Origin of the sequence: Streptomyces sp. NPDC050658 (assembly GCF_044457025.1) — a bacterium.
GTDB lineage: Bacteria > Actinomycetota > Actinomycetes > Streptomycetales > Streptomycetaceae > Streptomyces.
The window spans coordinates 1,136,998-1,162,842 of sequence record NZ_JBITGM010000001.1 but is presented as its reverse complement, the minus strand read 5'-3'; the positions used below and the strand labels follow the sequence as shown (position 1 = coordinate 1,162,842).

At 72.2% G+C, this 25,845-nt stretch carries 21 protein-coding genes; 14 read left to right on the top strand and 7 right to left on the bottom strand.

Going from position 1 to position 25,845, the window contains the following annotated elements; all coding sequences use genetic code 11:
- Window positions 1-87: 87 nt before the first annotated feature.
- Entirely contained in the window at window positions 88-624 is a 537-nt protein-coding gene (locus ACIBKX_RS05205; protein WP_360765489.1) for an HNH endonuclease, read from the top strand.
- Window positions 625-740: 116 nt separating this feature from the next.
- On the opposite strand, the gene ACIBKX_RS05200 is transcribed toward ACIBKX_RS05205, so the two are convergent.
- Complete coding sequence (locus tag ACIBKX_RS05200; protein ID WP_363273439.1) at window positions 741-3,668, bottom strand: beta-N-acetylglucosaminidase domain-containing protein; 2,928 nt, start codon at window positions 3,666-3,668, stop codon at window positions 741-743.
- A gap of 352 nt (window positions 3,669-4,020) precedes the next feature.
- Here ACIBKX_RS05200 and ACIBKX_RS05195 point away from each other — a divergent pair, with 352 nt between their 5' ends.
- Genes ACIBKX_RS05195 through ACIBKX_RS05185 form a run of 3 tightly spaced genes read left to right on the top strand, consistent with a single transcriptional unit; the run spans window position 4,021 to window position 6,716 of the window.
- Window positions 4,021-4,257, top strand: a complete 237-nt coding sequence (locus ACIBKX_RS05195; RefSeq protein ID WP_266866893.1) for a hypothetical protein — start codon at window positions 4,021-4,023, stop codon at window positions 4,255-4,257.
- Window positions 4,258-6,456 (top strand): 4-alpha-glucanotransferase, encoded by a 2,199-nt coding sequence (gene malQ, locus ACIBKX_RS05190; protein ID WP_363273259.1) that lies wholly within the window; start codon window positions 4,258-4,260, stop codon window positions 6,454-6,456.
- Window positions 6,457-6,476: 20 nt separating this feature from the next.
- Window positions 6,477-6,716 carry a hypothetical protein gene (locus ACIBKX_RS05185; RefSeq protein ID WP_363273260.1) on the top strand — a complete coding sequence of 80 codons (240 nt, stop codon included), beginning with the start codon at window positions 6,477-6,479 and terminating at the stop codon, window positions 6,714-6,716.
- Between the two features lie 129 nt (window positions 6,717-6,845).
- Here ACIBKX_RS05185 and ACIBKX_RS05180 read toward each other — a convergent pair whose 3' ends face one another.
- Window positions 6,846-7,436, bottom strand: a complete 591-nt coding sequence (locus ACIBKX_RS05180) for a TetR family transcriptional regulator (RefSeq protein ID WP_363273262.1) — start codon at window positions 7,434-7,436, stop codon at window positions 6,846-6,848.
- 127 nt (window positions 7,437-7,563) lie between these two features.
- Between ACIBKX_RS05180 and ACIBKX_RS05175 the strand changes: the two genes are divergently transcribed.
- The 4 genes from ACIBKX_RS05175 (at window position 7,564) to ACIBKX_RS05160 (ending at window position 11,462) form a co-directional block, all read left to right on the top strand.
- Window positions 7,564-9,024, top strand: a complete 1,461-nt coding sequence (locus ACIBKX_RS05175) for an FAD-dependent monooxygenase (RefSeq protein WP_363273263.1) — start codon at window positions 7,564-7,566, stop codon at window positions 9,022-9,024.
- A 126-nt stretch (window positions 9,025-9,150) separates the two neighbouring features.
- Window positions 9,151-10,110: a DMT family transporter gene (locus tag ACIBKX_RS05170; RefSeq protein WP_399375642.1), complete on the top strand. Its 960-nt coding sequence runs from the start codon at window positions 9,151-9,153 to the stop codon at window positions 10,108-10,110.
- The gene (locus ACIBKX_RS05165; RefSeq protein ID WP_363273265.1) at window positions 10,107-10,517 is read left to right on the top strand and encodes a PPOX class F420-dependent oxidoreductase; all 411 of its coding nucleotides are present in this window, start codon (window positions 10,107-10,109) and stop codon (window positions 10,515-10,517) included. Before ACIBKX_RS05170 ends, ACIBKX_RS05165 begins: the two co-directional genes overlap by 4 nt.
- Window positions 10,518-10,547: 30 nt before the next feature.
- Complete coding sequence (locus ACIBKX_RS05160) at window positions 10,548-11,462, top strand: LysR family transcriptional regulator (RefSeq protein ID WP_363273266.1); 915 nt, start codon at window positions 10,548-10,550, stop codon at window positions 11,460-11,462.
- Between the two features lie 120 nt (window positions 11,463-11,582).
- Here ACIBKX_RS05160 and pepN read toward each other — a convergent pair whose 3' ends face one another.
- Window positions 11,583-14,150, bottom strand: coding sequence for an aminopeptidase N (gene pepN / locus ACIBKX_RS05155; RefSeq protein ID WP_363273267.1), 2,568 nt, complete (start codon window positions 14,148-14,150; stop codon window positions 11,583-11,585).
- A 299-nt stretch (window positions 14,151-14,449) separates the two neighbouring features.
- Here pepN and ACIBKX_RS05150 point away from each other — a divergent pair, with 299 nt between their 5' ends.
- The gene (locus tag ACIBKX_RS05150; RefSeq protein WP_363273269.1) at window positions 14,450-15,688 is read left to right on the top strand and encodes a flavin-dependent oxidoreductase; all 1,239 of its coding nucleotides are present in this window, start codon (window positions 14,450-14,452) and stop codon (window positions 15,686-15,688) included.
- 89 nt (window positions 15,689-15,777) lie between these two features.
- Window positions 15,778-16,311: a DUF1203 domain-containing protein gene (locus ACIBKX_RS05145; RefSeq protein WP_363273270.1), complete on the top strand. Its 534-nt coding sequence runs from the start codon at window positions 15,778-15,780 to the stop codon at window positions 16,309-16,311.
- On the opposite strand, the gene ACIBKX_RS05140 is transcribed toward ACIBKX_RS05145, so the two are convergent.
- A complete protein-coding gene (locus ACIBKX_RS05140) occupies window positions 16,262-17,161 on the bottom strand; it encodes a LysR family transcriptional regulator (RefSeq protein WP_363273442.1) in 900 nt (299 codons plus the stop codon). The genes ACIBKX_RS05145 and ACIBKX_RS05140 overlap by 50 nt on opposite strands.
- Window positions 17,162-17,289: 128 nt before the next feature.
- Here ACIBKX_RS05140 and ACIBKX_RS05135 point away from each other — a divergent pair, with 128 nt between their 5' ends.
- Window positions 17,290-18,483 (top strand): MFS transporter, encoded by a 1,194-nt coding sequence (locus ACIBKX_RS05135; protein ID WP_363273272.1) that lies wholly within the window; start codon window positions 17,290-17,292, stop codon window positions 18,481-18,483.
- 106 nt (window positions 18,484-18,589) lie between these two features.
- On the opposite strand, the gene ACIBKX_RS05130 is transcribed toward ACIBKX_RS05135, so the two are convergent.
- A complete protein-coding gene (locus ACIBKX_RS05130) occupies window positions 18,590-19,606 on the bottom strand; it encodes an aspartate-semialdehyde dehydrogenase (protein WP_363273274.1) in 1,017 nt (338 codons plus the stop codon).
- Between the two features lie 206 nt (window positions 19,607-19,812).
- On the opposite strand from ACIBKX_RS05130, the gene ACIBKX_RS05125 reads away from it, so the two are divergent.
- Together ACIBKX_RS05125 and ACIBKX_RS05120 are read left to right on the top strand one after the other, a co-directional pair.
- Window positions 19,813-20,346, top strand: coding sequence for a sigma-70 family RNA polymerase sigma factor (locus ACIBKX_RS05125; protein ID WP_363273276.1), 534 nt, complete (start codon window positions 19,813-19,815; stop codon window positions 20,344-20,346).
- A gap of 1 nt (window position 20,347) precedes the next feature.
- Complete coding sequence (locus ACIBKX_RS05120; protein WP_363273277.1) at window positions 20,348-21,109, top strand: hypothetical protein; 762 nt, start codon at window positions 20,348-20,350, stop codon at window positions 21,107-21,109.
- Between the two features lie 104 nt (window positions 21,110-21,213).
- On the opposite strand, the gene ACIBKX_RS05115 is transcribed toward ACIBKX_RS05120, so the two are convergent.
- Window positions 21,214-24,495 (bottom strand): S8 family serine peptidase, encoded by a 3,282-nt coding sequence (locus ACIBKX_RS05115; RefSeq protein WP_363273278.1) that lies wholly within the window; start codon window positions 24,493-24,495, stop codon window positions 21,214-21,216.
- Window positions 24,496-24,668: 173 nt separating this feature from the next.
- Window positions 24,669-25,217 carry a CGNR zinc finger domain-containing protein gene (locus ACIBKX_RS05110; RefSeq protein ID WP_363273279.1) on the bottom strand — a complete coding sequence of 183 codons (549 nt, stop codon included), beginning with the start codon at window positions 25,215-25,217 and terminating at the stop codon, window positions 24,669-24,671.
- Window positions 25,218-25,350: 133 nt separating this feature from the next.
- Between ACIBKX_RS05110 and ACIBKX_RS05105 the strand changes: the two genes are divergently transcribed.
- Entirely contained in the window at window positions 25,351-25,827 is a 477-nt protein-coding gene (locus ACIBKX_RS05105; protein WP_363273281.1) for a VOC family protein, read from the top strand.
- The last annotated feature ends 18 nt before the right edge of the window (window positions 25,828-25,845 follow it).

The window sequence follows — 25,845 nt, the reverse complement described above, 5'->3', positions numbered from 1 at the left end:
GGTGGCGCTCGGACCAGGCATGAGGGGAGACTGGCAACAGATCGTCCCGGCGCGAGCCACGCGCCGCCGGCGTACAAGGAGGCATCCGTGCCGCATGTCCTGGTCCTCAATGCGTCGTACGAACCATTGGGTGTCGTACCGCTCCGCCGCGCGCTCGTCCTCGTCCTGGAGAACAAGGCTCTCTGCCTCGAGGAATCCGGCGCCTTCATGCACAGCGCAACGCGCACCGTCCCCGCACCCAGCGTGGTCCGCCTCAAGCGGTTCGTCCGGGTCCCCTACCGGGGGCCCGTTCCTCTGACCAGGCGGGCGCTGTTCGCCCGCGACGGCGGTCGGTGCATGTACTGCGGTGGCGTCGCAACCAGCGTCGACCACGTCATTCCGAAGAGCCGGGGCGGTCAGCACGCCTGGGAGAACGTGGTGGCCTCGTGCCGCCGCTGCAATCACGTCAAGGCCGACCGGCACCTGCTCGAGCTGGGGTGGCGGTTGCGGCACAAGCCCGCGCCGCCCTCTGGGCTCGCCTGGCGCATCATCGGGACCGGACATAGGGATCCGCGCTGGCTGCCGTACTTGCAGCCGTTCGGCGCGGACGACGCGATGGCCCGGATCGACGGCATTTCTGCCTAGTCAATGATCCGGGCCTTTGTTGTACGTGCAGGTAGGCGCATGTGTGCCGCACGTGCGTCGTACGTGTGGGTGTATGCGGTCGGCCAGTAGGTAACGGCCGCTTACACCCGCAGTCCTCAGCCCTCCGCCACCGCGTACGCCTCCACCGACCACAGCGAGTAACCGAAGCGCGTCGCCCGCTTGTCGCCCTGTACGCGGATGTAACGCGTGTCACGCGCGTCCATGCGGACCGCCTCGCGGCCGCCCCTGCCGTCCTTCACCGTCGCCGCCGTGCGCCACGTCCTGCCGTCGGCCGACGTCTGTACGCGGTAGCCCGCCGCGTACGCGTCCTGCCAGCGCAGGACCACCTGGCCCAGGCGTACCGGCTCCGCCAGCTCCAGTTGCCACCAGGCGCCGTCCTCGGCGGGTGAGGACCAGCGGGTCTTCGGGTCGCCGTCGTTGGCGCCGGATGCCGGGAAGTCCTTCGTCTCGTCGCCCGAGGACGTCGCCTTCGCGCCGCGTGCCAGGTCGCGGCCGTCGGTGCGCGGGTAGGCGCGGACCGAGACGGTGCGGGTCTGGCCCTCGAACGTGACGGGGATCTCGTACGTTCCCGAGCGCGTGCCCGCCGGGACGGTGACGTCCAGCGGGACGTCCACCCGGGTGCCGCGCGGCAGCGTCGACGTCTTCGGGGCGCGGACCTCGATGCCCTTGGGGGCCTTCGCCGTGAGCTCGCCCTTCACCTCGCCGGGGCGCAGCGAGAGCAGCTCGGCCGTGACGCGCTGCGGTCCGCCGCCGATCTCCGCGTCGGCCTCCGTGCGGGCCAGCGAGAACTTGGCGGCGGGGGCGTCGGCGTACCAGGGGACCAGGTGGCGCACCGTGCCCTCGGTGACCGTGACGCGGACCGCGTCGGCGTGCAGCTTCCCCGCCCCGGCCTCCGTGAAGCCGCTGCCGGACAGCACGGCCACGCGGCGCCAGCCCTGGCCGGGGACGTGCGCCTCGACGCTGCCCCTGGTGCCGGGGTCGGTCAGTGCCGTCACCGCGGTGAGCGGGCGGGCTCGGGGGATGCGGACCGTGGCGCGCTCCGATGCCTGGTCGCCGTCGAGGCCCGCCCAGGTGTCGTACGACTGCTGCGCGCGGGCGAGGAAGGGGTCAAGGACGCCCTTGCCCACCGTCACCCGTGCGGCCTTCAGCTCCTTGCGGAGTCCGGCCAGGGTGCGTGAGGCGCGCCAGGCCGCCGCGCCGTCGCCCGCGGCCTGCGCGCGCACCATGTCGACCGCCGTCTCGCCCGCCTCGCCGTACCGGGCCAACTGCTCGACCCAGGGGCCGACTTCAGTCTTGAGGTCGCTGTCCGTGAGCCGCCTCGGCGCCTCCTTCATGACGGTGAAGGCATCGCGCAGGACCTGCCCCGACTTCTCGATCCGGGTCTTGTCCGTCGTCGTACGGGCGCGCCAGAAGTCGGCCATGAGCGGTCGCAGGTACGCCGATTCGTCCGCGCCGAGCACGGAGGAGGCGTCATTGCCCGCGAGGGCCCGCAGCGCGCCCCGTGCCTTCGCGTCGCCGCCCGAGAGGTCGTCGATCGCGGCGAGCCAGGACTCGTGCGGGCGGTAGGCGCGGGGGTTCCACGCGTAGTCGGCGGCGGTGAAGAGCGGGATGCGGGAGGCCGAGGGCTGCTCCATCGCGTTGCCGAGCAGGGCGGCGGAGCCGGTGGCGACGGCGGGTTCGCGGCCGGTGTAGGGGCCGAGGAAGATGCGGTCCTGCGCGAAGTCGTTGACGGGGTAGTTGTCCATCGTGACGAGCGGGTGCGAGCCGAACGCCTTGCGGGCGCCCGCCAGTTCGCGTCCCGTGATGGTCTTGGGGACGACGCCCACGCCGGTCCAGGCGACCTCGACGCCGCCGTCGAGTTCGTCGGCGATGGCGTCGCGGTACTCGGTCGAGCCGTCCTGGAAGTACTCGGTCGGCATCAGGGAGAGGGGCTTCGCGCCGGGGTGGCGCTCGGCGAGGTGCGCGGCGACGGCGTTGGCCACGCGGGACTGTGCCTTCGCGGCGGCCTTGGGCCCCGAGCCGAACTCGTCGGCGTCCGCCTCGCAGTGCCACTCGCTGTAGCTGACGTCCTGGAATTGGAGTTGGAAGGCGCGTACGCCCAGCGCCCACATCGCGTCGATCTTGCGGTTGAGGGCCTTGATGTCCTTGTCCGACGACATGCACATGGCCTGGCCGGGGGCGACGGCCCAGGCGAGCGTCACGTGATTGCGCTTCGCCCGCTCGGCGAGGGCGCGGAAGTCGGCGCGCTGGTCGGCGGGGTAGGGCTCGCGCCAGCGGGCCTGGCGGTAGAGGTCGTCGCCGGGGGCGTAGAGGTAGCGGTTCTGCTTGGTGCGGCCCATGAAGTCCAGCTGGTCCAGGCGCTGTTCGCGGGTCCAGGGAGTGCCGTAGAAGCCCTCCGTCATGCCGCGCACGGCGGTGCCGGGCCAGTCGCGGATGGTGACTCCGGGGACGGTCCTGCCGGTGATGAGCTGGCGCAGGGTCTGTACGCCGTGGAAGAGGCCGTCCTCGCCTGCGCCGCCGAGGGCGACGGTGGGTTGTCCGGCGACGTTGCCCACGGCGAGGCGGTAGCCGCCGTCCGGGAGGTCTCGGCGGTCGCGGGCGCCGAGGCCGCGCAGGGCCTGGTCGGCGCCGGTGCCGTCGACGCGGACGACGAGACGGTTGTCGCCGCCCGCCGGGAGCCGGTCAGCCGGGAGCCGGTCGCCGTCCTTGACCTCGGTGATCTCGCGGGCGCCCGCGTCGCGCAGGAGGGTGCGGAGGGCTTCGACGGCGTACGGGTCCGGGGCGTGGCCCGTGACGAGGACGACCTCGTCCGTGACGGCGACGGAGGCGCCGGCGGCGGTCATCGACTGGGGGCGGGGCCAGACCGGGGGGAGGTTGCCGTCGTCCGTGTCCGGGGTGGTGGCCGGGGTGCTGGGGCGGCCCGGGATGCCGGGGGCGGCGATGGCGCCGGGGGCGGCGGTGAGTGAGCCCGCGATGACGGCGACGGCGACGGCGGCCGCGCCCTTCCTGCGCCGCAGCTGCACGGCCCTCTCCTCGTTGTCCCTTGTGGTCTTCACCTGCGGTGATGATCACGTGTGGTGCGTCGGTTGTCTCAGGGTGTCACTGAGCCCACCACTCGGGTGGCGGGGGTGTCAACGGGGGTGGGTGTTGTGGGGGGTTTCTTCCCTTCCCCGGCCTGTCACCGACGGGGAGAGCCGGTCCCTGCCGGGGAGGACACGGAAGTCCCGTCTCGGCCCGGCGAAAGGAAGATCTTGCGGCGGATGTGCCCCGGGGGAAACGAATGTGAGCACGCGCACGTTCATACAACGGATATGTCTGCGATCCCGCCCGCTGGGTAGGGACGCGATGACCTGCCCCCTGAAAAGGAGCTCCCACGTGGCCGCTTCCGCGAATCTTCTGCTCTCCGCCCTCTCCAAACAGGTCTCCGACCCCGACTCCGGCCTCGACGGCTCCTGCTCCTGCGGCTGCCTCGAACCGCCGCTGACCAGCGAGCCCCCGCTGGCCGACGCCGCGCCCCTCACCAGCGAGCCGCCGCTCGCCGACGCCGCCCCCCTCACCAGCGAGCCGACCTCCACCGGTACGGCCTCGGGCCTGGACTACATGGGGGTCTAGATGCCCCCACCCGGCGAACGTTCCGGGCTTTCGCGCCTCGCCGCCGCATACGGCGTGGCGACCTCATACTCCCCGTCCCCGGACCGCACGGTCCCGGCCACGGACGCCGCCGTCGTCGCGGCCCTGGCCGCCCTGGACGTGGACGCGAGCACCCCCGAGGCGATCCGGCACGCCCTGGCGGCGTACGAGACCGAGCAGCGGGAGCGGCTGCTTCCGCCGACGGTCGTGGTGTGGTGGCAGGGGGCCGGGGACCAGCCGCAGGGGGCAGGAGATCAGCGGCAGGGGACCGGGGACCAGCAGGCACCCTGGGCCACTCTGCCTCCCGACACCCGCGTCCGCGTCGTCACCGAGCAGGGCGAGGTGATCGAGTGGCTCGCCCCCGCCGAGCCGCCGGGCCCTTTGGCGGACGGCGTGCACCGGATGCGGGTCGAGACGACCGCCGGGGCTGTGGGCGAGGCCCATCTCATCGTGGCCCCCTGGCGGCTTCCGCCGCCGCCCCCGCGCACCCACGGCCTCCTCGTCCAGCTCTACTCCCTGCTCTCCGAGCACTCCTGGGGCATGGGCGACCTCGCCGACCTGGCCGATCTTGCCGCCTGGTCGGGGCGGGCCGTCGGCAGCGGCTTCGTGCAGGTCAACCCGTTGCACGCGGCCGTGCCGAAGCCGCCTGACGGCCCGTCCGACCCGTCCCCGTACCGGCCGTCCTCGCGCCGTTTCCCCGACCCCGTCCATCTCCGGATCGAGGAGATTCCCGAGTACGCGTATCTCGGCGGCGAGGCGCGCAGGCAGGTCGCGGAGCTGGCGATGCGGGCCGCGCGGCTGCGGGAATCCGTGCTGCGCGAGGGCGAGTTGATCGACCGCGACGCGGTGTGGGCGCTCAAGCGCGAGGCCCTTGAGCTGATCGCGGAGGTCCCGCTCGGTCCCGGCCGCCGGGCCGCGTACCACGACTTCATCGCCGAGCACGGACAGGCCCTGGAGGACCACGCCACCTGGTACGCGCTGGCCGAGCGGCACGGCCCGGACTGGCGCACGTGGCCCGCCTCGCTCCAAGACCCGTCGAGCCCTCACATCGCCCGCACACGCGGCGAGTTGATGGACCGTGTGGACTTCCACAGCCGTCTCGTCTGGCTCACCGACGCCCAGCTCGCCACCGCCCAGCGCACCGCGCGGGACGCGGGCATGGCCGTCGGCCTCGTACACGACCTGGCCGTCGGCGTGCACCCGAGCGGCGCCGACGCGTGGGCGCAGCAACGGCACTTCGCGGCCCGCATGTCGGTCGGCGCCCCGCCGGACGCGTTCAACGCGCGTGGCCAGGACTGGGGGCTGCCGCCCTGGCGCCCCGACCGCCTCGCCGCGTCCGGCTACGCCCCCTACCGCTCCCTGCTGCGCGCCCTCCTGCGGCACGCGGGCGCACTCCGCGTCGACCATGTGATGGGGCTCTTCCGGCTCTGGTGGGTCCCCGAGGGCCGCGCGCCCACGGACGGGACGTATGTCCATTACGACGCCGACGCGATGCTCGCGATCCTCTCCCTGGAGGCGCACCGCGCGGGCGCCACCGTCATCGGCGAGGACCTCGGCACGGTGGCGCCGGGCGTCCGCGAGACCCTGCGCGGGCACGGAGTGCTCGGCACGTCCGTGCTCTGGTTCGAGCGGGACTGGGAGGGCGGCGGGCGCCCGCTGCCGCCCGAGCGGTGGCGCGCGGACTGCCTGGCCACCGCCACCACCCACGACCTGCCGTCAACCGCCGCCCGGCTCACCGGCGAGCACGTCCAACTCCGGCACAGCCTAGGCCAGTTGACCCGCCCGGTCAGCACGGAGCGGGCCGTCGCCGCGGCCGACGTGCGGGAGTGGCTCGCGCTGCTCGCCCGGCTCGGCATGCTGCCGGGCGGCGGCGGTCACGAGGAGGAGGAGATCCGTGCCGTCCACCGCTTCCTGCTGGCGACCCCGGCCCGCATGGTCGGGATCTGGCTGCCGGACGCGATCGGCGACCGCAGACCGCAGAACCTCCCCGGCACCCTGGACGAGTATCCGAACTGGCGGCTGCCCGTCGCGGACGCCGCGGGCCGCCCCGTCACCCTGGAGGAACTCGCCGCGTCACCCCGCCTGCACGCGTTCATGGACGTGTTCCGCGGCCGCGACCGAACCGGCGGCCACACCCCCGACGGCACTCGTACGGCACCCCCGGACGCGCGGCCCGTTTAGCCGTTCGCTACGTTGGCACCGTGGACAAGAAGAACGCCCTGCGCGCCGGCGCCCTGGCTTCCGGTACGACGCTGATGATGCTGCTCATGTCGTCCCCCGCGCTCGCGCTCACGCGCGACGACGGCGACGACCCGGGTCCGGGCCTGAGCGTGATCGAAACGCTCGGGCTCTATGTCGTGGCGCCCATCGTGCTGTTCCTGGTGATCGCGGGCCTCGTGATGGTCGGTGACAAGTCCCGCAAGCAGGAGAAGCAGAGCTGACGCCGCTTCCGTAAGAAACGCCCCGCTTTCCGTGGAGGGCGCTCTTCGTCGACGTACGCATCATGCGTGTCCACGTCGACGAAGAGCGTCCTCCACGTGTTTTTGACTCAGGGCGCCCCTCGCGCGTCCTTATGGCCCTTCAGCCGTCAGATAGCGCTGCACCGTCGGACCCGCCCAGTCCACGACCTCCTCGCGGCTCAGCTCCGTGAGCGGCGGGAAACGCAGCACGAACCGGGTCAGCGCCATGCCGAGGATCTGCGCCGCGCACAGCCCGGCCCGCGTCGCGGCGGCCTCCGGGTCCGGGCAGACCCGGTGCGCGACCGGCAGCAGCTGGTCCCGGAAGATGCCCCGCATGCGCTCGGCGCCCGGCGCGTTGGTGATGGCGACGCGGAGCATCGCGGTCAGCGCCTCGTTCTCCTCCCATACGTCGAGGAAGTGGCCCACCAGCACCCGGCCGACCTCCTCGCGCGGCACCGAGCCCAGGTCCGGCAGGCGCAGGTCGAAGGAGCAGGCCGCCGCGAACAGGCCCTCCTTGTTGCCGTAGTACCGCATCACCATCGACGGGTCGATCTTCGCGTCCCGGGCGATGGCGCGGATGGTGGCCCGCTCATAGCCGTCGGCGGCGAATCGCTCGCGGGCGGCGGCGAGGATCGCGCCGCGGGTGGCGTCGGAGCGGCGATGCGGTGTCGCCGTGGCGGGGTCGGGTGCGCTTGCGGTCATGCCAACGAGCGTAGGCCAACACACGTATGCCAACAAGTGTTGACAGTCCATGGCGACGGTCCTACGTTAGCCAACAAGCGTTGACCAACACTCGTTGGCCAACGGGTGTTGGCATCAGGAGGCCGCCATGAACGGAATCGGAAACGGAACCCCCGGCACCACCGACCCCGCCGTGATCGTCGTCGGCTCCGGCCCCACCGGGCTGCTGCTCGCCGGAGACCTGGCCGCCGCCGGCGTCCCCGTCACCCTCCTGGAGAAGCGGCCGCACGTCATCAGCAACCTCTCCCGCGCCCTGGTCCTGCACGCCCGCACGCTGGAGCAGCTCGACGCGCGGGGCGTCGCCGACGAGCTGGAGGCCAAGGGCAGGGTCCTCGACCGGCTGCGGCTCTTCGCGCACCTGGAGATCGGCCTCGACGAGCTGCCCTCGCGCTACAACCACCTCCTGGTCCTGCCGCAGTACGAGGTCGAGCGCGTCCTGGAGCGGCGTGCGGTCGAGGCCGGGGTCGACTTCCGCTACGAGAGCGAGGTCACCGGCCTCACGCAGGACGCGGACGGCGTGACGGTCCGGGTCGAGGGGCCCGGCGGTGCGCCGACGAGCCTGCGTGCCGCGTATGCGGTGGGCGCCGACGGACTGCACAGCCCCGTGCGCAAGGCCATCGGCCTGCCCTTCCCCGGACGGTCCGCCATCCGCTCGCTCGTCCTCGCCGACGTGCGGCTCGCCGAGAAGCCCGAGTCGGTCCTCACCGTGAACGCCGTGGGTGACGCCTTCGCCTTCATCGCGCCCTTCGCCGACGGCTACTACCGCGTCATCGGCTGGAACCGGTCGCGCGACGTCCCCGACAGCGAGCCCCTCGACCTCGAAGAGGTCAAGGAACTCACCCGGCGCGCGCTCGGCCGCGACTACGGCATGCACGACGCCCGCTGGATGTCCCGCTTCCACAGCGACGAGCGGCAGGCGCCGCACTACCGGGTCGGCCGGGTCTTCCTCGCCGGCGACGCCGCGCACGTCCACACCCCGGCGGGCGCGCAGGGCATGAACACCGGTCTGCAGGACGCCGTGAACCTCGGCTGGAAGCTGGCCGCGGCGGTCGAAGGCCGGGCTCCGAAGGGCCTGTTGGACACGTACGAGTCGGAGCGGCACCCCGTCGGCAAGGCGGTCCTGCGCAGCAGCGGCGGGATCGTGCGGCTCGCGATGGCCAAGCGGCCGTGGACGATCGCGGCCCGCGCCGCGCTCGCCGCCTTCGTCAACCGGGTGGCCCCGGTCCGCACCAAGGCGATCGGCCAGATCACCGGCATCGGCTACGCCTACCCGGCACCGAAGGGCGCCCACCGCATGGCCGGACACCGGGCCCCGGATGTCGCGCTCAAGGAAGGGCGGCTCTACGAGGCCCTGCGCGAGGGGGAGTTCGTGCTGATCGCCCCGGAGGGCGTGGAGTACGCGTCGAGCGGCCGGGCCGCGGTGGCGCACTGGGCCAGTGGACGGCGTACGACCGTCCTGGTCCGCCCCGACGGGTACGTGGCGTGGGCGGCGGAGGAGGCGGACGCGAAGGCCGTGGAGGCCGCGCTGGCGGCGTGGGGCACCGACTAGCACCACCATTCGCATTCACTTAACGGAATGGTCGAAAAGTTTCGATGGACCTGACTGGTCGGGGAGTGCGACGGTAGTCCCGCCATCAACCCCCGGCCTGCCCGGGAGAGAGACGAGGGATACCCAGTGACTGTCCTGGACCGGACCCCCCTGCACACCGAGTCGGCCACGACGACGAGCGAGCCGAAGGGCGCGGCGCGGGCCGCGCGCCCCATCGGCGTCGGACTCGCCCTCGCGGCGCTCGCCACGGTCGTCTGGTCGGGCAGCTTCGTCACGTCCCGCGCCCTGCACGACAGCGTGCCGCCGATCCAGCACGCGTTCTGGCGCTGGATCATCGCCATCGCGGCGGTGGCGCCGTTCGCGGCGCGGCAGACCTGGCGGCAACGGGCCCTGCTCCAAAAGCACTTCCGCTTCCTGCTCCTGGCGTCGTTCCTGGGCATCACCCTCTACAACACCCTGGTGAACCAGGCGGGCATGACGACCACCGCGGGCAACATGGGCATGATCATGGCGGCTTCGCCGGTCCTGATGGCGGTGTACGAGCGGGTCGGCGGCACCCGGCTCGGGGCGCGCCGCGTGACGGGCATGCTGATCGCCTGTGCGGGAGTGCTGATCCTGGTGTCGGGCGGCTCCCTCGCCATGGACTTCGCGGTCGGTGACCTATGGGTGATCGCGGGGGCGATCGCCTTCGGTTCGTACAGTGCGCTGCTCAAGCGGAAGCCCGCCGAGATCGGCGGACTGCCGTTCCTCTTCGCGGCGTTCGTGCTGGGTGCGCTGATGCTGCTGCCGGTGTTCGTGTGGAGCTATCTGGTCCAGGGTGGTTTCGAGCCGACGGTCGGAACGGTCTCTCCTCTCATGTACGTCGGTGTCGTCTCGTCGGCGGTCGCCTTCTTCGCCTGGAACAAGGCGATCTCGATCATCGGCGCGGCGCGTGCCGGGGTCGTCTACTACCTCCAGCCGGTGTGCGTGGCCCTGCTCTCCTTCGCGCTGCTCGGCGAGGCGATGGGGTGGCTGCAGGTCCTGTGCATGGGGCTGATCCTGGGCGGGGTCGTGCTGGGCTCGGCGGAGATACGCTCGCGCGCATGACGATCACCATGAGCGAGTCGGCCCGGAAGATACTCGACGCCCCGAACCCGGCTGTCCTCGGCACGGTCAGCCCCGACGGCAGTCCGCAGACGTCCGTGGTGTGGGTGGGGTGGGACGGCGACGACCTCGTCGTCTCCTCCCAGGAGGGGCGGCGCAAGGTGCTGAACGCGGAGCGTGAGCCGCGGGTGAGCCTGACCGTGTACGACAGGGCGGACCCGCTGCGGTACGTGGAGGTGCGGGGCACGGCGACGGTGGGCGTGGACGCGGACCGGAAGGTGGCGGCCGCGCTCGCCGAGTCGTACGAGGGGGCGGGGGCGGGGCAGGAGTACATCGACCTGCCCCCGGAGGTCGTCCGGGTCGTCATCCGGATCACCCCGCGCAAGGTGCTGGGCAGTGCGGCGCGCTGATCCGCCGGGACCGGTCGGTACGTTGACCCCATGAGCGAGTGGGACATCAAGAAGCTGCAGATCCTGCGTACGTTGAGCGAGCGGGGCACGGTGACCGCGACGGCGCAGGCGCTGCGGATGACGCCGTCGGCGGTGTCGCAGCAGCTGTCGAACCTCGCGAAGCAGCTGGGGGTGCCGCTCCTGGAGGCACACGGCCGGCGTGTCCGCCTCACGGACGCGGCGCATCTCGTGCTCCGTCACGCGGAGGCGGTCTTCGCCCAACTGGAGCGTGCGGACGCGGAGTTGGCGGCGTATGCGCACGGGGAGGCGGGGGAGGTGCGGGTCGGGGCGTTCTCGACGGCCGTGCCCGCGCTGGTCGTGCCCGCGGTGCGGGAGCTGCGGGCGGCGGCGCCGGGCATCACGGTGCGGGTCCGGGAGGCGGAGGCGGCGGAGGCGTACGAGCTTCTTGCGGCGGGGGAGGTGGACGTCGCCCTCTCCCTGGCGGTGCAGGCGCCGGCCTCGCCGGACGCGGACAGCCGCTTCACGCGTGAGTCCCTGCTCGCCGACCCGCTGGACGTGGCGCTGCCGGGGGACCACCCGCTGGCGACGGCGGAGGGCCTGCGCCTGTCGGACCTGGCAGGCGAACCGTGGATCTTCGGCGGCAGCGGCCCCTGGTCGGAGATCACGCGGGCGGCGTGCGAGGGGGCCGGCTTCTCGCCGGAGCAGGCGCATTCCGCCTCCGGCTGGACGGCGATCCTGGCGATGGTGGAGGCGGGCATGGGGGTCGCGCTGGTCCCCCGCATGGCGGCGGCGAGCCGCGACGGCGTGACGATGCGAGAACTCTCCGCGGACCGGCCGCGCCGCCACGTCATCGCCGCGGTCCGCCGCGGCGCGGGCGCGGGCGCGGCGATCTCCAGGGTCCTCTCAGCACTCCGCGAGGTCCCGCGCCGGGAAGTCGCGGGGTAAACGGGCGGCTGGGAGGGAGAGATCCGCGCGGAGCGCGGCTGGAGCGGATACGGCCCGCAGACGAAGACAGCACCCACCCGGGCGGGGCCCAGTGAAGGGTTGCCCCGCCCGGTCAGAGGGCTATGCGTCGGCGGACTGGGCCCGCAGTGCTCGTTCCACGCCTGCTCGGGACTCCGTGATCAGGCGGCGCAGTGCTGCCGAGGGCTCAGCCGAGGCGAGCCACGTGTCCGTCGCGTCCAGGGTCGACCGGGAGACCTGGAGCGAGGGGTAGAGGCCCACCGCGATCTGCTGGGCCATCTCGTGGGAGCGGGAGTCCCACGCGCCCTTGACCGCCGCGAAGAACTTCTCCGTGTAGGGGGCGAGCAGTTCGCGCTGGTCCGTCTGGACGAAGCCGCCGATCACCGCCTCCTGGATCGCGTTCGGGAGCTTGTCGGACTCGACGACCGAGGCCCAGGCCTCCGCCTTCGCTTCCGCCGTCGGTCGCGCCGCCCGCGCCGACGCCGCGTGCCGCTCGCCCGCCGCCGTCTTGTCGCGCTCCAGCTCCGCCGCGATCCCCGCCTCGTCGAGCCGACCCGTCGCCGCGAGCCGGTGCACGAACGCCCAGCGCAGTTCCGTGTCCACGGCCAGGCCCTCGATCGACTGCTTGGCGGAGAGGAGTTCCTCAAGCAGCGACAGCTGCTCCTCCGTGCGTGCCGTCGCCGCGAACGCCCGCGCCCACGCCAGCTGGTGGTCGCTGCCCGGCTCCGCCGAGCGGAGATGCGAGAGCGTCGCCTCGGTCCAGCGGGCCAGCGCCTCCTCCCGGCCGGCCGGCGCCGCGTACAGGTCGAGCGCCAGCTTCACCTGACGGTGCAGGGACTGGACGACCCCGATGTCCGACTCCTTCGCGATGCCGGACAGGACCAGCGACAGATACTCCCGCGTGGGGAGTTCCGCGTCCCGCGTCATGTCCCACGCCGACGCCCACGAAAGGGCACGCGGCAGCGACGCCTCGAAGTCGCCGATGTGGTCCGTGACGAAGGCCAGAGACTCCGCGTCCAGGCGGACCTTCGCGTACGACAGGTCGTCGTCGTTCAGGAGGATCACCGCCGGGCGCACCCGGCCCACCAGCTCCTCCACCGCCGTCAGTTCGCCGTCCACGTCCAGCTCCACGCGGTCCGTGCGCAGCAGCTTGCCGGACTCGTCGTCCATGTCGTACAGGCCGATCGCGATCCGGTGCGGGCGGAGAGTCGGCTCGCCCTTCGCGCCGGCCGGGAGCGCCGGGGCCTCCTGCTTGACCGCGAACGAGGTGATCCTGCCGGACGTGTCCACGTCCACCACCGGCCGCAGCACGTTGATACCGGCCGTTTCCAGCCACTTCTTCGACCAGGTCTTCAGGTCGCGGCCGCTCGTCTCCTCAAGGGCGCCTAGAAGGTCGGAAAGCCGCGTGTTCCCGAACGCGTGCGCCTTGAAGTACGCCTGCACGCCCCGGAAGAACTCGTCCATCCCGACGTACGCGACCAGCTGCTTGAGCACCGACGCGCCCTTGGCGTACGTGATGCCGTCGAAGTTGACCAGGACATCGTCCAGGTCACGGATGTCCGCCATGATCGGATGCGTCGACGGCAGCTGGTCCTGGCGGTACGCCCATGTCTTCATGGAGTTGGCGAACGTCGTCCACGAGTGCGGCCAGCGCGAGTCGGGAGCGTACGCCTGGCAGGCGATCGACGTGTACGTGGCGAACGACTCGTTCAGCCACAGGTCGTTCCACCACTCCATGGTCACGAGGTCGCCGAACCACATGTGGGCCAGCTCGTGCAGGATCGTCTCCGCGCGCGTCTCGTACGCCGCGTCCGTCACCTTCGAACGGAACACGTACTGGTCGCGGATGGTCACCGCGCCCGCGTTCTCCATCGCGCCCGCGTTGAACTCCGGCACGAAGAGCTGGTCGTACTTCGCGAAGGGGTACGCGTAGTCGAACTTCTCCTGGAACCAGTCGAAGCCCTGCCGCGTCACCTCGAAGATCGCGTCCGAGTCGAGGAACTCGGCCAGGGACGGCCGGCAGTAGATGCCGAGGGGAACCGACTGGCCGCCGGGACCCTCGTACGAACTGTGGACCGAGTGATAGGGACCGACGATCAACGCCGTGATGTACGTCGACATGCGCGGCGTCGGCTCGAAGACCCAGACGTCACCGCTCGGCTCGGGAGTCGGCGAGTTGGAGATCACCGTCCAGCCCGTCGGCGCCTTCACGGTGAACTGGAACGTCGCCTTGAGGTCGGGCTGCTCGAAGGAGGCGAACACGCGGCGCGCGTCCGGCACCTCGAACTGCGTGTAGAGATAGGCCTGTTGGTCCACCGGGTCGACGAACCGGTGCAGACCCTCACCCGTGTTGGTGTACTCGCAGTCGGCGACGACCTTCAGCTCGTTCGGCCCCGCCTCCAGGTGCCGCAGCGCGATCCGCGAGTCACGGAACACGGCACCCACTTCCAGCGGGTGGCCGTTCAGGACCACCTCGTGGACGGCCGGGGCGACCAGATCGATGAAGGTCTCGGCGCCCGCCTCCGCGGAGTCGAAGCGCACCGTGGTCACGGACCGGTAGGTGCCGCCCTCTTGCGCTCCGGAGAGGTCGAGGTCGATCTCGTACGAGTCAACGGTGAGCAGCTTCGCCCGCTGCTGTGCCTCTTCGCGGGTCAGATTGGTGCCGGGCACGCGGTCATCTCCTCAGGTACGTCAGGTAGGTCGGGTACATCGGGTTCGTCATGTTGGTCAGGCACGACTTGTGGCGTTTCCGGCCATCCTTCCACGTGCCCGCGGCAGTGCGCCCGGGCATTGTCCGGCGGCCGACGGGCGCCATTGTCGGCGGGCCGCGCCGCCGCTAGCATCCGCGCGGCGACGAACGCCCCGGGGGGAGCGCTCATGGGACGGGCACGGGCACGTGGCAGACGGGCACGATTACGCGGCGGGGGCCGGACCGGGGTGTTGCCGGTGCGGCGGGTGGTGCCCACGCCATGATCGACGTACTCGTCGCGGGAGCGGGGATCGGCGGGCTCACCGCCGCGCTCGGTCTGCACGCCGCGGGCATCGGGGTGCGGGTCGTGGACGCGGTGGACGCGCTGCGGCCCGTCGGCGTCGGCATCAACCTCCTCCCGCACGCGGTAAGGGAGTTGACGGAGCTGGGCCTCGGCGCCGAGCTGGCCGCGACGGCCGTACCGACCGCCGAGATGATCCACTTCGACCGGCACGGCAACCACATCTGGGGCGAGCCGCGGGGCATCGCGCGCGGCCACCACTGGCCGCAGTACTCGCTGCACCGCGGGGCGCTGCAGATGCTGCTGCTCGACGCGGTCCGGGACCGGCTCGGGGAGCAGGCGGTGCGCACGGGTACGGCGTTCGTGCGGTACGCCGAGACGGACGGCACCGCGCGGTCGCTGCTCGTGACTCTGCGGGACGTGGCACGCGGCCGGGAGTACGCGGTGCCGGTGCGGGCCCTCGTCGGGGCCGACGGGCTCTACTCGGCGGTGCGGGCGCGGCTGCACCCCGGTGAGGGGCCGCCGCTGTGGAACGGCATCCGGATGTGGCGGGGCGTCACCGAGTGGGATCCGGTGCTCGGCGGGCGCACGATGGCGGTCGCGGGCAGCAACGCGAGCGCGAAGCTGGTCGTCTACCCGATCTCGCGGGAGGCGGAGGAGCGGGGGCGCGCGCTGCTCAACTGGGTGGCGGAGGTGCGGTTTCCGGTCCACCACCACGGGGTCGCGGGCCCCGTCGACTGGAACCGCTCGGGCCGCCTCTCCGACGTCCTGCCGCACTTCGCGGGCTGGCGCATCGGCGACCTCGACGTGCCCGCGCTGCTCGCCTCGACGGCGCGGATCCTGGAGTACCCGATGGTGGACCGGGATCCGCTGCCCTGGTGGGGCCACGGCCCGGTGACGCTGCTCGGCGACGCGGCGCACCCGATGTACCCCGTCGGTTCGAGCGGCGGCTCGGAGGCGATCCTGGACGCACGGGTACTGGCCCGCTGCGTGGCGCTCACCGCCGACCGGACGGCGGGCCTGCGGGCGTACGAGGCGGAACGCTGGGCCTCCGCGAACGCGGTGGTCCTGGCGAACCGCGCGATGCCGGCGGACACGGTCCTGCGCACGGTCGCGGAGCGGGCCCCCGAGGGCTTCGACCGTGTGGAGGACGTCCTGACACAGGAGGAGCTGGCGGAGCTGGGGGAGGGATACCGGCGGATGCGGGGGGCTTGGTAGGGGGGCGGGGTGCAGGCACCCGTACGCGACGAAAGTGCACGTCCGGATTCCGCCAGCCTCCACCCGCCCGCACGCGCGACCCTCGACCCATGAACGCCACCACCGCCACCACCACAGCCGTGAACGCCACCACCACTTACACCCCCCGCCCCATCGACCCCGTCGCCCTCGAACAACTCCGCGTGACCGACGACGCGGGGCGGCCCTGCGTGCCTTACACGGACGGGGAAGGCGGCGACCCCCTCCGCTGCTGTCTGCGCCCCACCGCCCCCGGCGATCGCGTCGCCCTCGTCTCGTACGCGCCGCTCCGGCGCTGGGCCGCAGCGACCGGTGCCGCCCCGGGTGCCTACGACGAGCAGGGGCCCGTCTTCATCCACGCCGAGGAGTGCGCGGGGCCCGAGGGGGACGGATACCCCTTCGCCCGGCCCGGAGCCCTGCGCACCCTGCGCCGCTACAACGCCGAGGGCCACATCGTCGGCGGCCGCCTCTTCGAGATCCCGGAGGACGCCACCGCCGGCTTCGACGCCGCGCTCGCCGAGGCCTTCGGCGACCCCGAGGTCGCCCTCGTACACGTCAGGGCCGTCGAGTACGGGTGCCTGCACTTCGAGGTACGTCGCCCCTGACCGCCCGCGCGAACTCCCGCACCCGCTCCGTCTCCCCGTCCCGGTGCCACACCATCCCCAGCACCGAGTCCGGCAGCCCCTCCACGGGCACGAACGTGACGTCGCGGCGGCCGTGGTACTCCGCCGTCGGGCTGCACAGCAGCATCGCGCCGCGCCCCGCCGCGACCAGGGTCAGGCCCTCCTGGAGGGTCCGGACCTCCGGCGCGGGCACGGGGGAAGGGGCGTGGGCCTCGCGCCAGTACGCGGGTGCCGGAGCCGCCGCCGAGATCAGCGGGGTCCGTGTCAGCTCGGCGGCGCTCAACGAGGCACGCCCCGCGAACGGGTGGCCCACCGACACCGCCACGTTCTGCGGCTGCCGCGAGAAGACCGGGCCGAGGACCAGATCCGGTTCCGCCACCGGAAGCAGCACGATCGCCGTGTCCACCTCACCGCGCCGCACCGCCCCGAAGGGATCGGCGAACGGCACCTCCACGATCTCCGTCACACACGCCGGATGCAGCGCCTGGAACTCGGCGATCGCGCCCATCAGCCGCGCGTCCGCCGTCCCCTGGAACCCGATCCGCAGCCGCCCCGACACCCCGCGCGCCGCCTCCCGCGCCGACTCCACCGTGGCGCTCAACGCCTCGTACGCCGGACGCAGTTCGGCAAGGAAACGCTCCCCGACCGGCGTCAGCCGCACCCGCCGGCTCGACCGCTCCACGAGCCGCGCCCCGATCCGCCGCTCCAGGGCGCTCAGGAGCTGGCTGACCCTGCTCTGCGAGACATAGAGCCGCTCGCCCGCCCGGCCGAAGTGCAGCTCGTCGGCGAGCGCCATGAAGCACTCCAGCTCCCGAATCTCAAGCCCGCCCATCAGGAACCAGTCCCGCCTCTCCTCGCCGAGCCCCGCCGTCGACGGGCCCGCCATCGATGAGCCCCACTCATCCAAGGATGAGATCTTCGGCGTTGTTCCCCGCGGGCCGCTCACGAAGGCTTGGCCTCATGAAAGCCACCCAGGAAGCCCCCGCACGCCCGGCCTCGCCCCAGCCCTCGCTGCCCCTCTCCGTCCTCGCCCTCGCCGCCACCACCTTCTCCGTCGTCACCACGGAGATGCTCCCCGTCGGGCTCCTCACCTCCCTCTCCGCCGGGCTCGACGTCTCCGACGGCACCGCGGGTCTCACCGTCACGCTGCCCGGAGTCGTCGCGGCGCTCGCCGCGCTGCTGCTGCCCGTGGCCGTGCGGCGGGCCGACCGGCGGACGGTGCTGTGCGCGCTGACGGGACTGCTCGCCGCCGCCAACCTGCTCTCCGCGCTCGCCCCGGCCTTCGGGGTGCTGCTCGCCGCGCGGGTCCTGGTGGGCGTCTGCATCGGCGGGGTGTGGGCCATCGCCGCGGGACTCGGCGTACGCCTCGTGCGCGCGCAGGCGGCGGGGCGCGCCACGACCGTGATCTTCAGCGGGATCGCGGTGGCCTCGGTGCTCGGCGTTCCCGCCGGTACGTTCCTGGGTGAACTGGCGGGCTGGCGCTGGGCGTTCGCCGCGATGGCCGCGTTCGCGCTCGCCGTCACGGCCCTGCTAGCCGCCGCCCTGCCGAAGCTGCCCTCGTCGGAGGCGATACGGCTCGGCACGTTCCCGGGGCTGCTGCGGGCGGCGCCGCTGCGGGCCGGGCTCCTGGTGGTGCTGCTCCTGGTGACCGGCCACTTCGCCGCCTACACCTACGTACGCCCGGTCCTGGAGCGCGTGCCCGGCCTCGGCGCGGGACTGATCAGCGGGCTGCTCCTCGCGTACGGCGTCGCGGGCATCGCCGGCAACTTCACGGGCGGCGCTCTCGCGGCCCGCGATCCGCGCCGCGCGCTGCTCGTCATCGCCGCGGGACTCGCCGCCGTGATGCCGCTGATGGGCCCGGCGGGCGGCTCGCTGCTCGCTTCGGTGGCGCTCCTGATCGCCTGGGGCCTGGCGTACGGCGGGGTCTCGGTCTCCACGCAGCACTGGGTGCTCGCCGCGGCACCGGACCACCGCGAGGCGGCGTCGGCGCTCTTCGCCGCGGTGTTCAACGCGGCGATCGCCCTGGGCGCCCTGACCGGCGGCCTGGTCGCGGACGGCCTCGGGGCGACGGATGTGCTCTGGCTCGGCGGCGGCCTGGCGCTGCTCGCCCTGCTGGTGGTGGCGGGCACGCGACGGACGACCACCACCGGGTGACGCGAAGGGGCGGCCACCACCGGGGTGACGCGAAGGGGCGGCCACCGACGAACGGTGACCGCCCCTTGACCGGCGTACCGGAAAGTGCCCGGCGTACCGGAAGTGATCAGCCCTTGAGCTCGGCCGCCACCAGCTCCGCGATCTGCACGGCGTTGAGCGCGGCGCCCTTGCGGAGGTTGTCGTCGGAGATGAAGAACGCCAGGCCGTTCTGCACCGTCTCGTCGTTACGGATGCGACCGACAAACGAGTCGTCCTTGCCCGCGGCGACGAGCGGCGTCGGCACATCCGTGACCACGACGCCCTCCGCCGAAGCCAGGATCTCGGTGGCGCGCTCGGGGCTCAGCGGACGCTCGAAACGGGCGTTGACCTGCAGCGAGTGGCCGGTGAAGACGGGAACGCGGACACACGTGCCCGAGACCTTCAGGGCCGGGATCTCCAGGATCTTGCGCGACTCGTTGCGCAGCTTCTGCTCCTCGTCGGTCTCGTTCAGACCGTCGTCGACGATGGAGCCGGCCATCGGGAGCACGTTGTACGCGATCGGCGCGACGTACTTGTTCGGCGCGGGGAACTCGGTGGCCGAGCCGTCGTGCGTGAGCTTCGGGGCCTCGTCGCCGACCTGCTTGACCTGCTCGAACAGCTCGTCGACACCGGCGAGGCCGGAACCGGACACGGCCTGGTAGGTGGCGACGACCAGCGCCTGGAGGCCCGCCTCCTGGTGCAGCGGCTTCAGGACGGGCATCGCGGCCATCGTCGTGCAGTTCGGGTTGGCGATGATGCCCTTGGGGCGGTTCGCGATCGCGTGCGGGTTGACCTCGGAGACGACGAGGGGGACCTCGGGGTCCATGCGCCAGGCCGAGGAGTTGTCGATCACGACGGGACCCTGCGCGGCGACCTTCTCGGCCAGGGCCTTGGAGGTGGCGCCACCGGCGGAGAAGAGCACGATGTCCAGGCCCGCGTAGTCGGCCGTGGAGGCGTCCTCCACCGTCACGCCGTCGATGACCGATCCGGCCGAGCGGGCCGAGGCGAACAGGCGCAGCTCGTCGACCGGGAACTTCCGCTCGACGAGGATCTTGCGCATGACCGTGCCGACCTGACCGGTGGCTCCGACGATTCCGACCTTCACAGGGACTTCCTCCGTATGTGCATGCGCGCGGCCCGCTGACCTGGCGCTCGGGGTGCGTTCCATGATGCGTCTGTCCACCGTCGCCTTGTCCAATCCATTGTCCGAAGTACGGGATGTCACATCGCCGGGAAACCTCCGCCGCCGCCCGGCGAACGTTTCGGGCGGCCCCGGCGTCCTAGGGGAAACGTGGGGATGGGAGGGGTGCCTTGCTGCGGAGAAAAACGCGACGGGCCGCCGAGAGGCACGAGAGGACGGATCCGCTCGACGCGGCGCAGGAGGACCGGGTGCGGGCGGTGCTCGCCCTGGGCGGGGTGCCGCACTCCGACCTGCCCGACGGCGTCCAGCAGGTCAGGCTGAAGCTCCTGGAGCGCGCCGCCGACGGCCGCGAGGCACCGCGTGACGTGTCCGCGTGGGCGGCGGTCGTCGCCTCGAACCTCGCGATGGACTGGCACCGGGCGCGCCGCAGGCAGGAGCGGCTGGGGGAGCGGCTCGCGGTGCTGTGGCGGGAGGCGGGCGACGACGACGCCGCCGAGTCGCGGGCGCTGTCCCTGGCCGTGGCACAGGGCCTCGGCGAGCTGCCGGACGCCCAGCGGCAGGTCGTGGTCCTGCGGTTCTACGCGGACCTGCCGGTCCGGGCCATCGCGGACGAGCTGGGCATCCCGGAGGGCACGGTCAAGAGCAGGCTGCACTCGGCGGTACGGGTGCTGCGGACGCGGCTGCACGAGGGCGAGGTGGTGTGACGTGTCCGAAAAGAACGAGCAGCACGACGACGGCACGCACGGCGGCGGCGCGCACGGCGCGGACTTCTCCGCGCTGATGCTGGCGGTCACGGGCGACGCCGTCCCCGCCGAGCTGCGCGACGACCCCGAGTTCGGCGCCGAGCACGCGGCGGCCGTGGCGGACGTCGCGCTGCTGCGGGACCGTCTGGGCGCTCTGGGCGACGCGCTCGCGGAACGTCCGGCGCCGCGCCCCGCGGCGGTGCCGCCCCCGCCCCGGCGCACCCGCCGCCCCCTGCGCCTGGCCTTCGGGGCGCTGGCCACGGCGGGCGGTCTGGCGGTGGCGGGCCTCGTGGTCTGGGCGGCGGTGCAGGCCGGGGGCGGGGCGGCGGACCGGGACGCGGCGTCGTCGGGCGCCGACAAGGCGGCGCCCGACGACAGGCAGGAGGACTCCGCCGGCTCGACATCGCCGGAGGGCTTCGTGGCGTGCTCGCGGCTGATCGTGGAGGGCACGGTCACGCGGGTGGAGAAGGTGCCCGGCGCCGCGCGGGACCGGATCACGCTGGACGCCGCGCGCTACCTCAAGCCGGAGTCGGGCCCGCGGAAGGTCACGTTCCCGATGGACCACGACGTCGACCCGCGCCTGAAGGTGGGCGACCGCGTCCTGATCACGATCCCCACGGGCGAGTCGGAACCGGACAACTGGGCGAAGGGCAAGGAGCGCGACAGCCTCCGCACGCTGATCGTGAAGGCGCTCCCGGGATCGCGCGAGGTCCGCTGCGATTAGCCCGCCCCGCTCGGGCCCGCTCGGGGAGCGTAAAAAGTCCCGCCATAATGCCCCCAAAAGGGGCATTCGGCGGGACTTTTGGCGTATCGCCCACTAACCGACGGCTACGGAACGACCTTCGTGATCTTCACGCTGCCCGTCCCGGACATCGTGCCGCGCCCGTTCAGGAGGGACACCTCGCCGAACAGCTCGCGGCCCTCGGCGGTCGGGGCGTCCGCCACGACCTCGGCCTTCACCTCGGCCGACGCGCCGTTGGCCAGCTTCACGGGGGCCGACCCGTCGACCTTCACCGTGCCGAGCGCCGCCGAGAAGAACACGTCCCGGTATTGGTACTCGGTGGTCCCGGCCGGGATGGAGTAGCCGACGACCTCGATCTCGTATTGGCCGGCGGCCGGCTTCGGCAGGCTGACGGACTCCTCCGAGTCGCCGTCCGCCGACGAGCCGACGACCTGGCCGTCCTTGGAGACCGACAGGTCGAGGTCGGCCGCGCTGTCCGACGTCGCGCCGATCGCCACGTCGAGCCGCTCCGCGCCCTCGGGCACGACCACGGTGGTGGTCTGCGTCTCGCCCTGCTTGATCGACGGACGCGCCGCCTTCGCCGAGCCGAGCGGGCCGCCCTTCAGCTTTCCGTCGACGGCGGCGAAGCCGTTGGTGACCTTCCAGGAGACCGGCGCCGGCGTGCCGACCTTCGCCTCCGGGAGCGTCTGCACGGCGGGGTCGAAGGTGACGCCCAGTGCGGCGACGTCCAGCTTGTACGGGTTGTCGAGCAGCGGCGACGTACGGCGCGACTCGACCTCGATCTCCCAGACGCCCGGCTGCGGGTCCGCGTACGAACGCAGGTCGGGGCGGCAGGTGTTGGCGGGGTTGTCGTAGTTGGCGTAGCAGACCAGCGACGAGGTGCTCTCGGCCGGGACGCCGTACGGGTGGACGGAGATGAAGCGCGTCTGGCTCTTGTCCTTCAGGCCGCCGAGGGCCACCTCGAGGGACTTGGCGCCCTTGGGCACCGTCACGAAGTACGACTTGGTGCCGTTGCGCTGCACCGAGCCGTTCGCCGCGAAGGTGTACGACGGCTTGGCGAGCGACGCCGAGACGACGACGGTCGACATGATCTGCTGGTCGACGCCCTCGGTGCGCTCGTCGTCCACGGTGAGGATCGCGCTGTGCAGACCGGCCGACTTGGCGTTCGCCTGGACCTTGACCGTGACCGGCTTGTTCAGCGGCAGGGAGACCTCGTCGTCGCCGAGGAGGCGGAACGTGCCGCCGTGGTTGTTCTCGATGTCCAGCTCGTGGCGTACGGCGCGGTCCGGGCCCGAGGTGCGGGTGATCGTGACGTCGTACGTGCGCTTCTGGCCCGTCTTCAGGCCGCCCTCACGGTCGTAGATGCCGGTGCCGGGCTTCTTCAGCTCCTGCTCCAGGGCGGTGTCGACCGGGGCCTTGACCGAGTAGGTGTGCGCGTTGGCACCGGACTTGATGGAGTCCCAGGCGTCGACGACGTCGATCAGGCCCGTGCCCTGCGCGTACGCCTGCTCGCCGCGGATGTGGTGCGCGGTCGAGGTGAGCGCGGTGCGCAGCTTGGCGGGGGTGAGGTCGATCTTCTTCTGCTTGGCGGCGGAGAGGAGCAGCGCCGACGCGCCCGCCGCCTGCGGGGACGCCATCGACGTACCCTGCAACATCTGGTAACCGGCGGGGAGTTGGTAGCCCGCCTCGGCGACCGCGGAGCCCGGCAGCCAGGTCTGCGTGGTGTTGATGGCCGAGCCCGGCGCGGAGATGAGCGGCTGGAAGCCGCCGTCCTCGCGGGGGCCGCGCGAGGAGAAGTTCATCATCGCGTACGGCTTCTCCACGGCGGAGCCGTAGTTGGCGGCCCAGGTCTCCTTGGAGATGGACGCGCCGACGGAGATGACCTTGTCGGCCAGGCTCGGGTCGCCGATGGTGTTGGCGCCGGGGCCGGAGTTGCCCGCGGAGATCACCAGCTGCACGCCGTACTCGTCGATGAGGCGCTTGTAGAGCTCGGCGCGGGCGTTGTTGCCGTCGTTCAGGGCCGGGAGGCCGCCGATCGACATGTTCACGATGTCGACGCCGCGCTTGGTGACGAGGTCGATCATGCCCTCGGTGAGCGCGACGTTGGTGCAGCCGCCGGACCAGGTGCAGGCGCGCGACGAGACCAGCTTGGCGCCGGGCGCCGCGCCGTTCATCTTGCCGCCGAACAGGCCGTTGGCCGCGGTGATGCCCGCGACGTGCGTGCCGTGCTCGGACTCGATGACGCCGATGTTGACGAAGTCGGCCTTCTTGCCGACCCAGTCGCCGCCGTACGGGTCGGTGGGCACGTCCTTGCGGATCTCGACGACGAAGGGGACGCGCTCGGCGACGTCGGTCGCCGGGTCGTCCTTGCCGAAGTAGGCGACCTGGTGGTCGTCCTTGTACGGCTTCATCGTCTCGTCGTCGGTGAAGTCGTTGTTGTCGTTCAGGTCGACGCGGACCGTCCCGGCCGCCGGGTCGTAGAGCACGCCCCAGCTGTCGGTGGTGTCGCCGTCGCGGTTGATGTCGCCCTTGGCGTCGCCGCCGGTGGTGGCCGACTCGCGGAAGCGGTTGACCTGGAAGGAGCCCGCGGGGGACTTCCAGGTCTCGCTGTCCCAGGTGAAGGTGGGGCCGGTGACGGGGTTGGTCATCCGGCGCCAGGTGCCGTCGGCGTCGACGATCGGGTCGGTCGCCGTGACCCAGTCGGTGATCTTCCGCTCGCCCGTGGTGGTCTTCTGGAGCGCGGGGTGGCCCAGGTCGACGCCGGAGTCGAGGATGCCGATGGTGATGCCGCGGCCGTCCGCCTTCGGGTTCTTCTTCACGAAGTCGACGGCGCCGGTCTCGAAGGAGGGGTTGTACGGGTTCTTGGCGGGGGTGCTCTTGCCGGGCCCGGCGTACGTCCCTTCGGCCGCCTTCTGCGCGCCCTTGGCGCGGTCGGCGGCCGGCGTCGGGTCGTCGAGCTCGATCTCGTGCCGCAGGTCGATGCCGTGCACGGAGGAGAGCTTGCTCGCGGCCTTGATGGCGGCGTCGGCCTTCGCGGTGGGGACGGAGGCGCGGACGTAGCCGAGCTTGTCGTCCTTGCGCCCGACGGATCCGCCGGTCACGGCGTCGAGCTGGCCCGCGACCTGCTCGGTGGCGCCGGGGGCGGTGGCGACCATCATCGTGACGGTCTTCTCGCCCTCGGTCCTGGCCTCCGCGAGGAGTTCGGCGTCGGCCGAACCGAGCTTGCTGCCCGCGGACTTGGGGGACTGGTCCCCCGGGTCACCATCGGCCGCGAGGGCCATGGGTATGGGCCCTGCGGCGGAGAGTGCGGCGGTGAGGCCGACGGCTATCGCGAGGCGGGCCGTGCGTCTAGCACTGGATCTGTGCATCAGCATCCCTGTACGTAAAGGTCGAAAGGGTCCGGAATTCGGTACCAGATGACCGCTCAGCTTTACGTAAGTGACTGCTGTTTGGGGAGAGTTGTCCGAGCCGGATACGGGGCGTGGCGTAATCCCGCCATACGTCAATGGCGGCATTACGGGCTAATCGGCCGCGGTGGGGCTCAGTTCTCGCGCGACCGCGCGTAATGGCGGGACGCCTTCGCCCTGTTGCCGCACGCCGCCATCGAGCACCAGCGGCGCGTGCCGTTGCGTGACGTGTCGAAGAAGTGCAGGACGCACGCCTCGTGCGCACAAGGCCGGATCCGGTCCGGCGCCGTGGCGAGGAGGGTCAGATAGTCCCGCGCCGCCATCCACGCCGCCCCCCAGCCGGCGTCCGTGAACTCCGGCTCCTCGCCAGGTCCTTCGGGGCCGAGCGTGGCCCGGATGAGCCCGTGCCCGAGCACCTCGTTGACCCGCGCGGCCCCCGCCGCGTCCCCCGGCGAGTCCACCACGGAAGCGAGCGCGTCCCGCGCCTGCAGCACATGCTCCAGGGTCTGCCCGTCCGCGCGGAACTGACCGGCGAGGCCGTTCGAGGTGAGCCAGACGGCGAGGCCCTCGACGTCGGTCAGCAGGTCCCGGTGCACGCCGTCCGCGATCCACCGGGTGTTGAGCAGGTCGAGGGAGAGCGGCTCACCGATGAGCGGACGGGGGTCGGAGGGTGGGGCGGACATGGGGGCTCCCTTCAAGGCTAACCAGCAAAGGGTACGTGACCGGTTGCGCCTCTCGATTCTAACCTCTAACATCGAAGTCAATGGTTAGTTCGAGTTCGCCCATCGGCGGGCCATTGATGACAAGGGGAGAGTCATGACCAGCACCACCAGCGCCACCCGTACGCCCAGCGCCCCGCGCACCGGCCACGTCGGCCTGAACGTCACCGACCTGGACCGCTCCCTCGCCTTCTACCGCGACGTCATCGGGTACGGCGTGATCGGCGAGGGCAAGGAGGAGGGCCGCAGGTTCGCCTTCCTCGGCGAGGGCAGCAGCGTCGTTCTCGCCCTCTGGCAGCAGGCCGACGCGGCGTACGCGGCGGGGAACGCGGGCCTGCACCACCTCGCCATCGAGGTGGACACCGTCGAGCAGGTGCGCACATACGAGAGCGCCCTGCGGGCGTACGGTGTCGAGTTCGCGTACGAAGGCGTCGTGCCGCACGGCGAAGGCGCCGCTTCCGGCGGCATCTTCTTCCACGACCCGGACGGCACCCGCCTGGAGATCTACGCCCCGACCGGCGCCGAGACCGCCACGGCCCCCGTGGAGTCGGCCCCCACCTGTGGCTTCTTCTAGCCGGAAAGGGCATCCGTT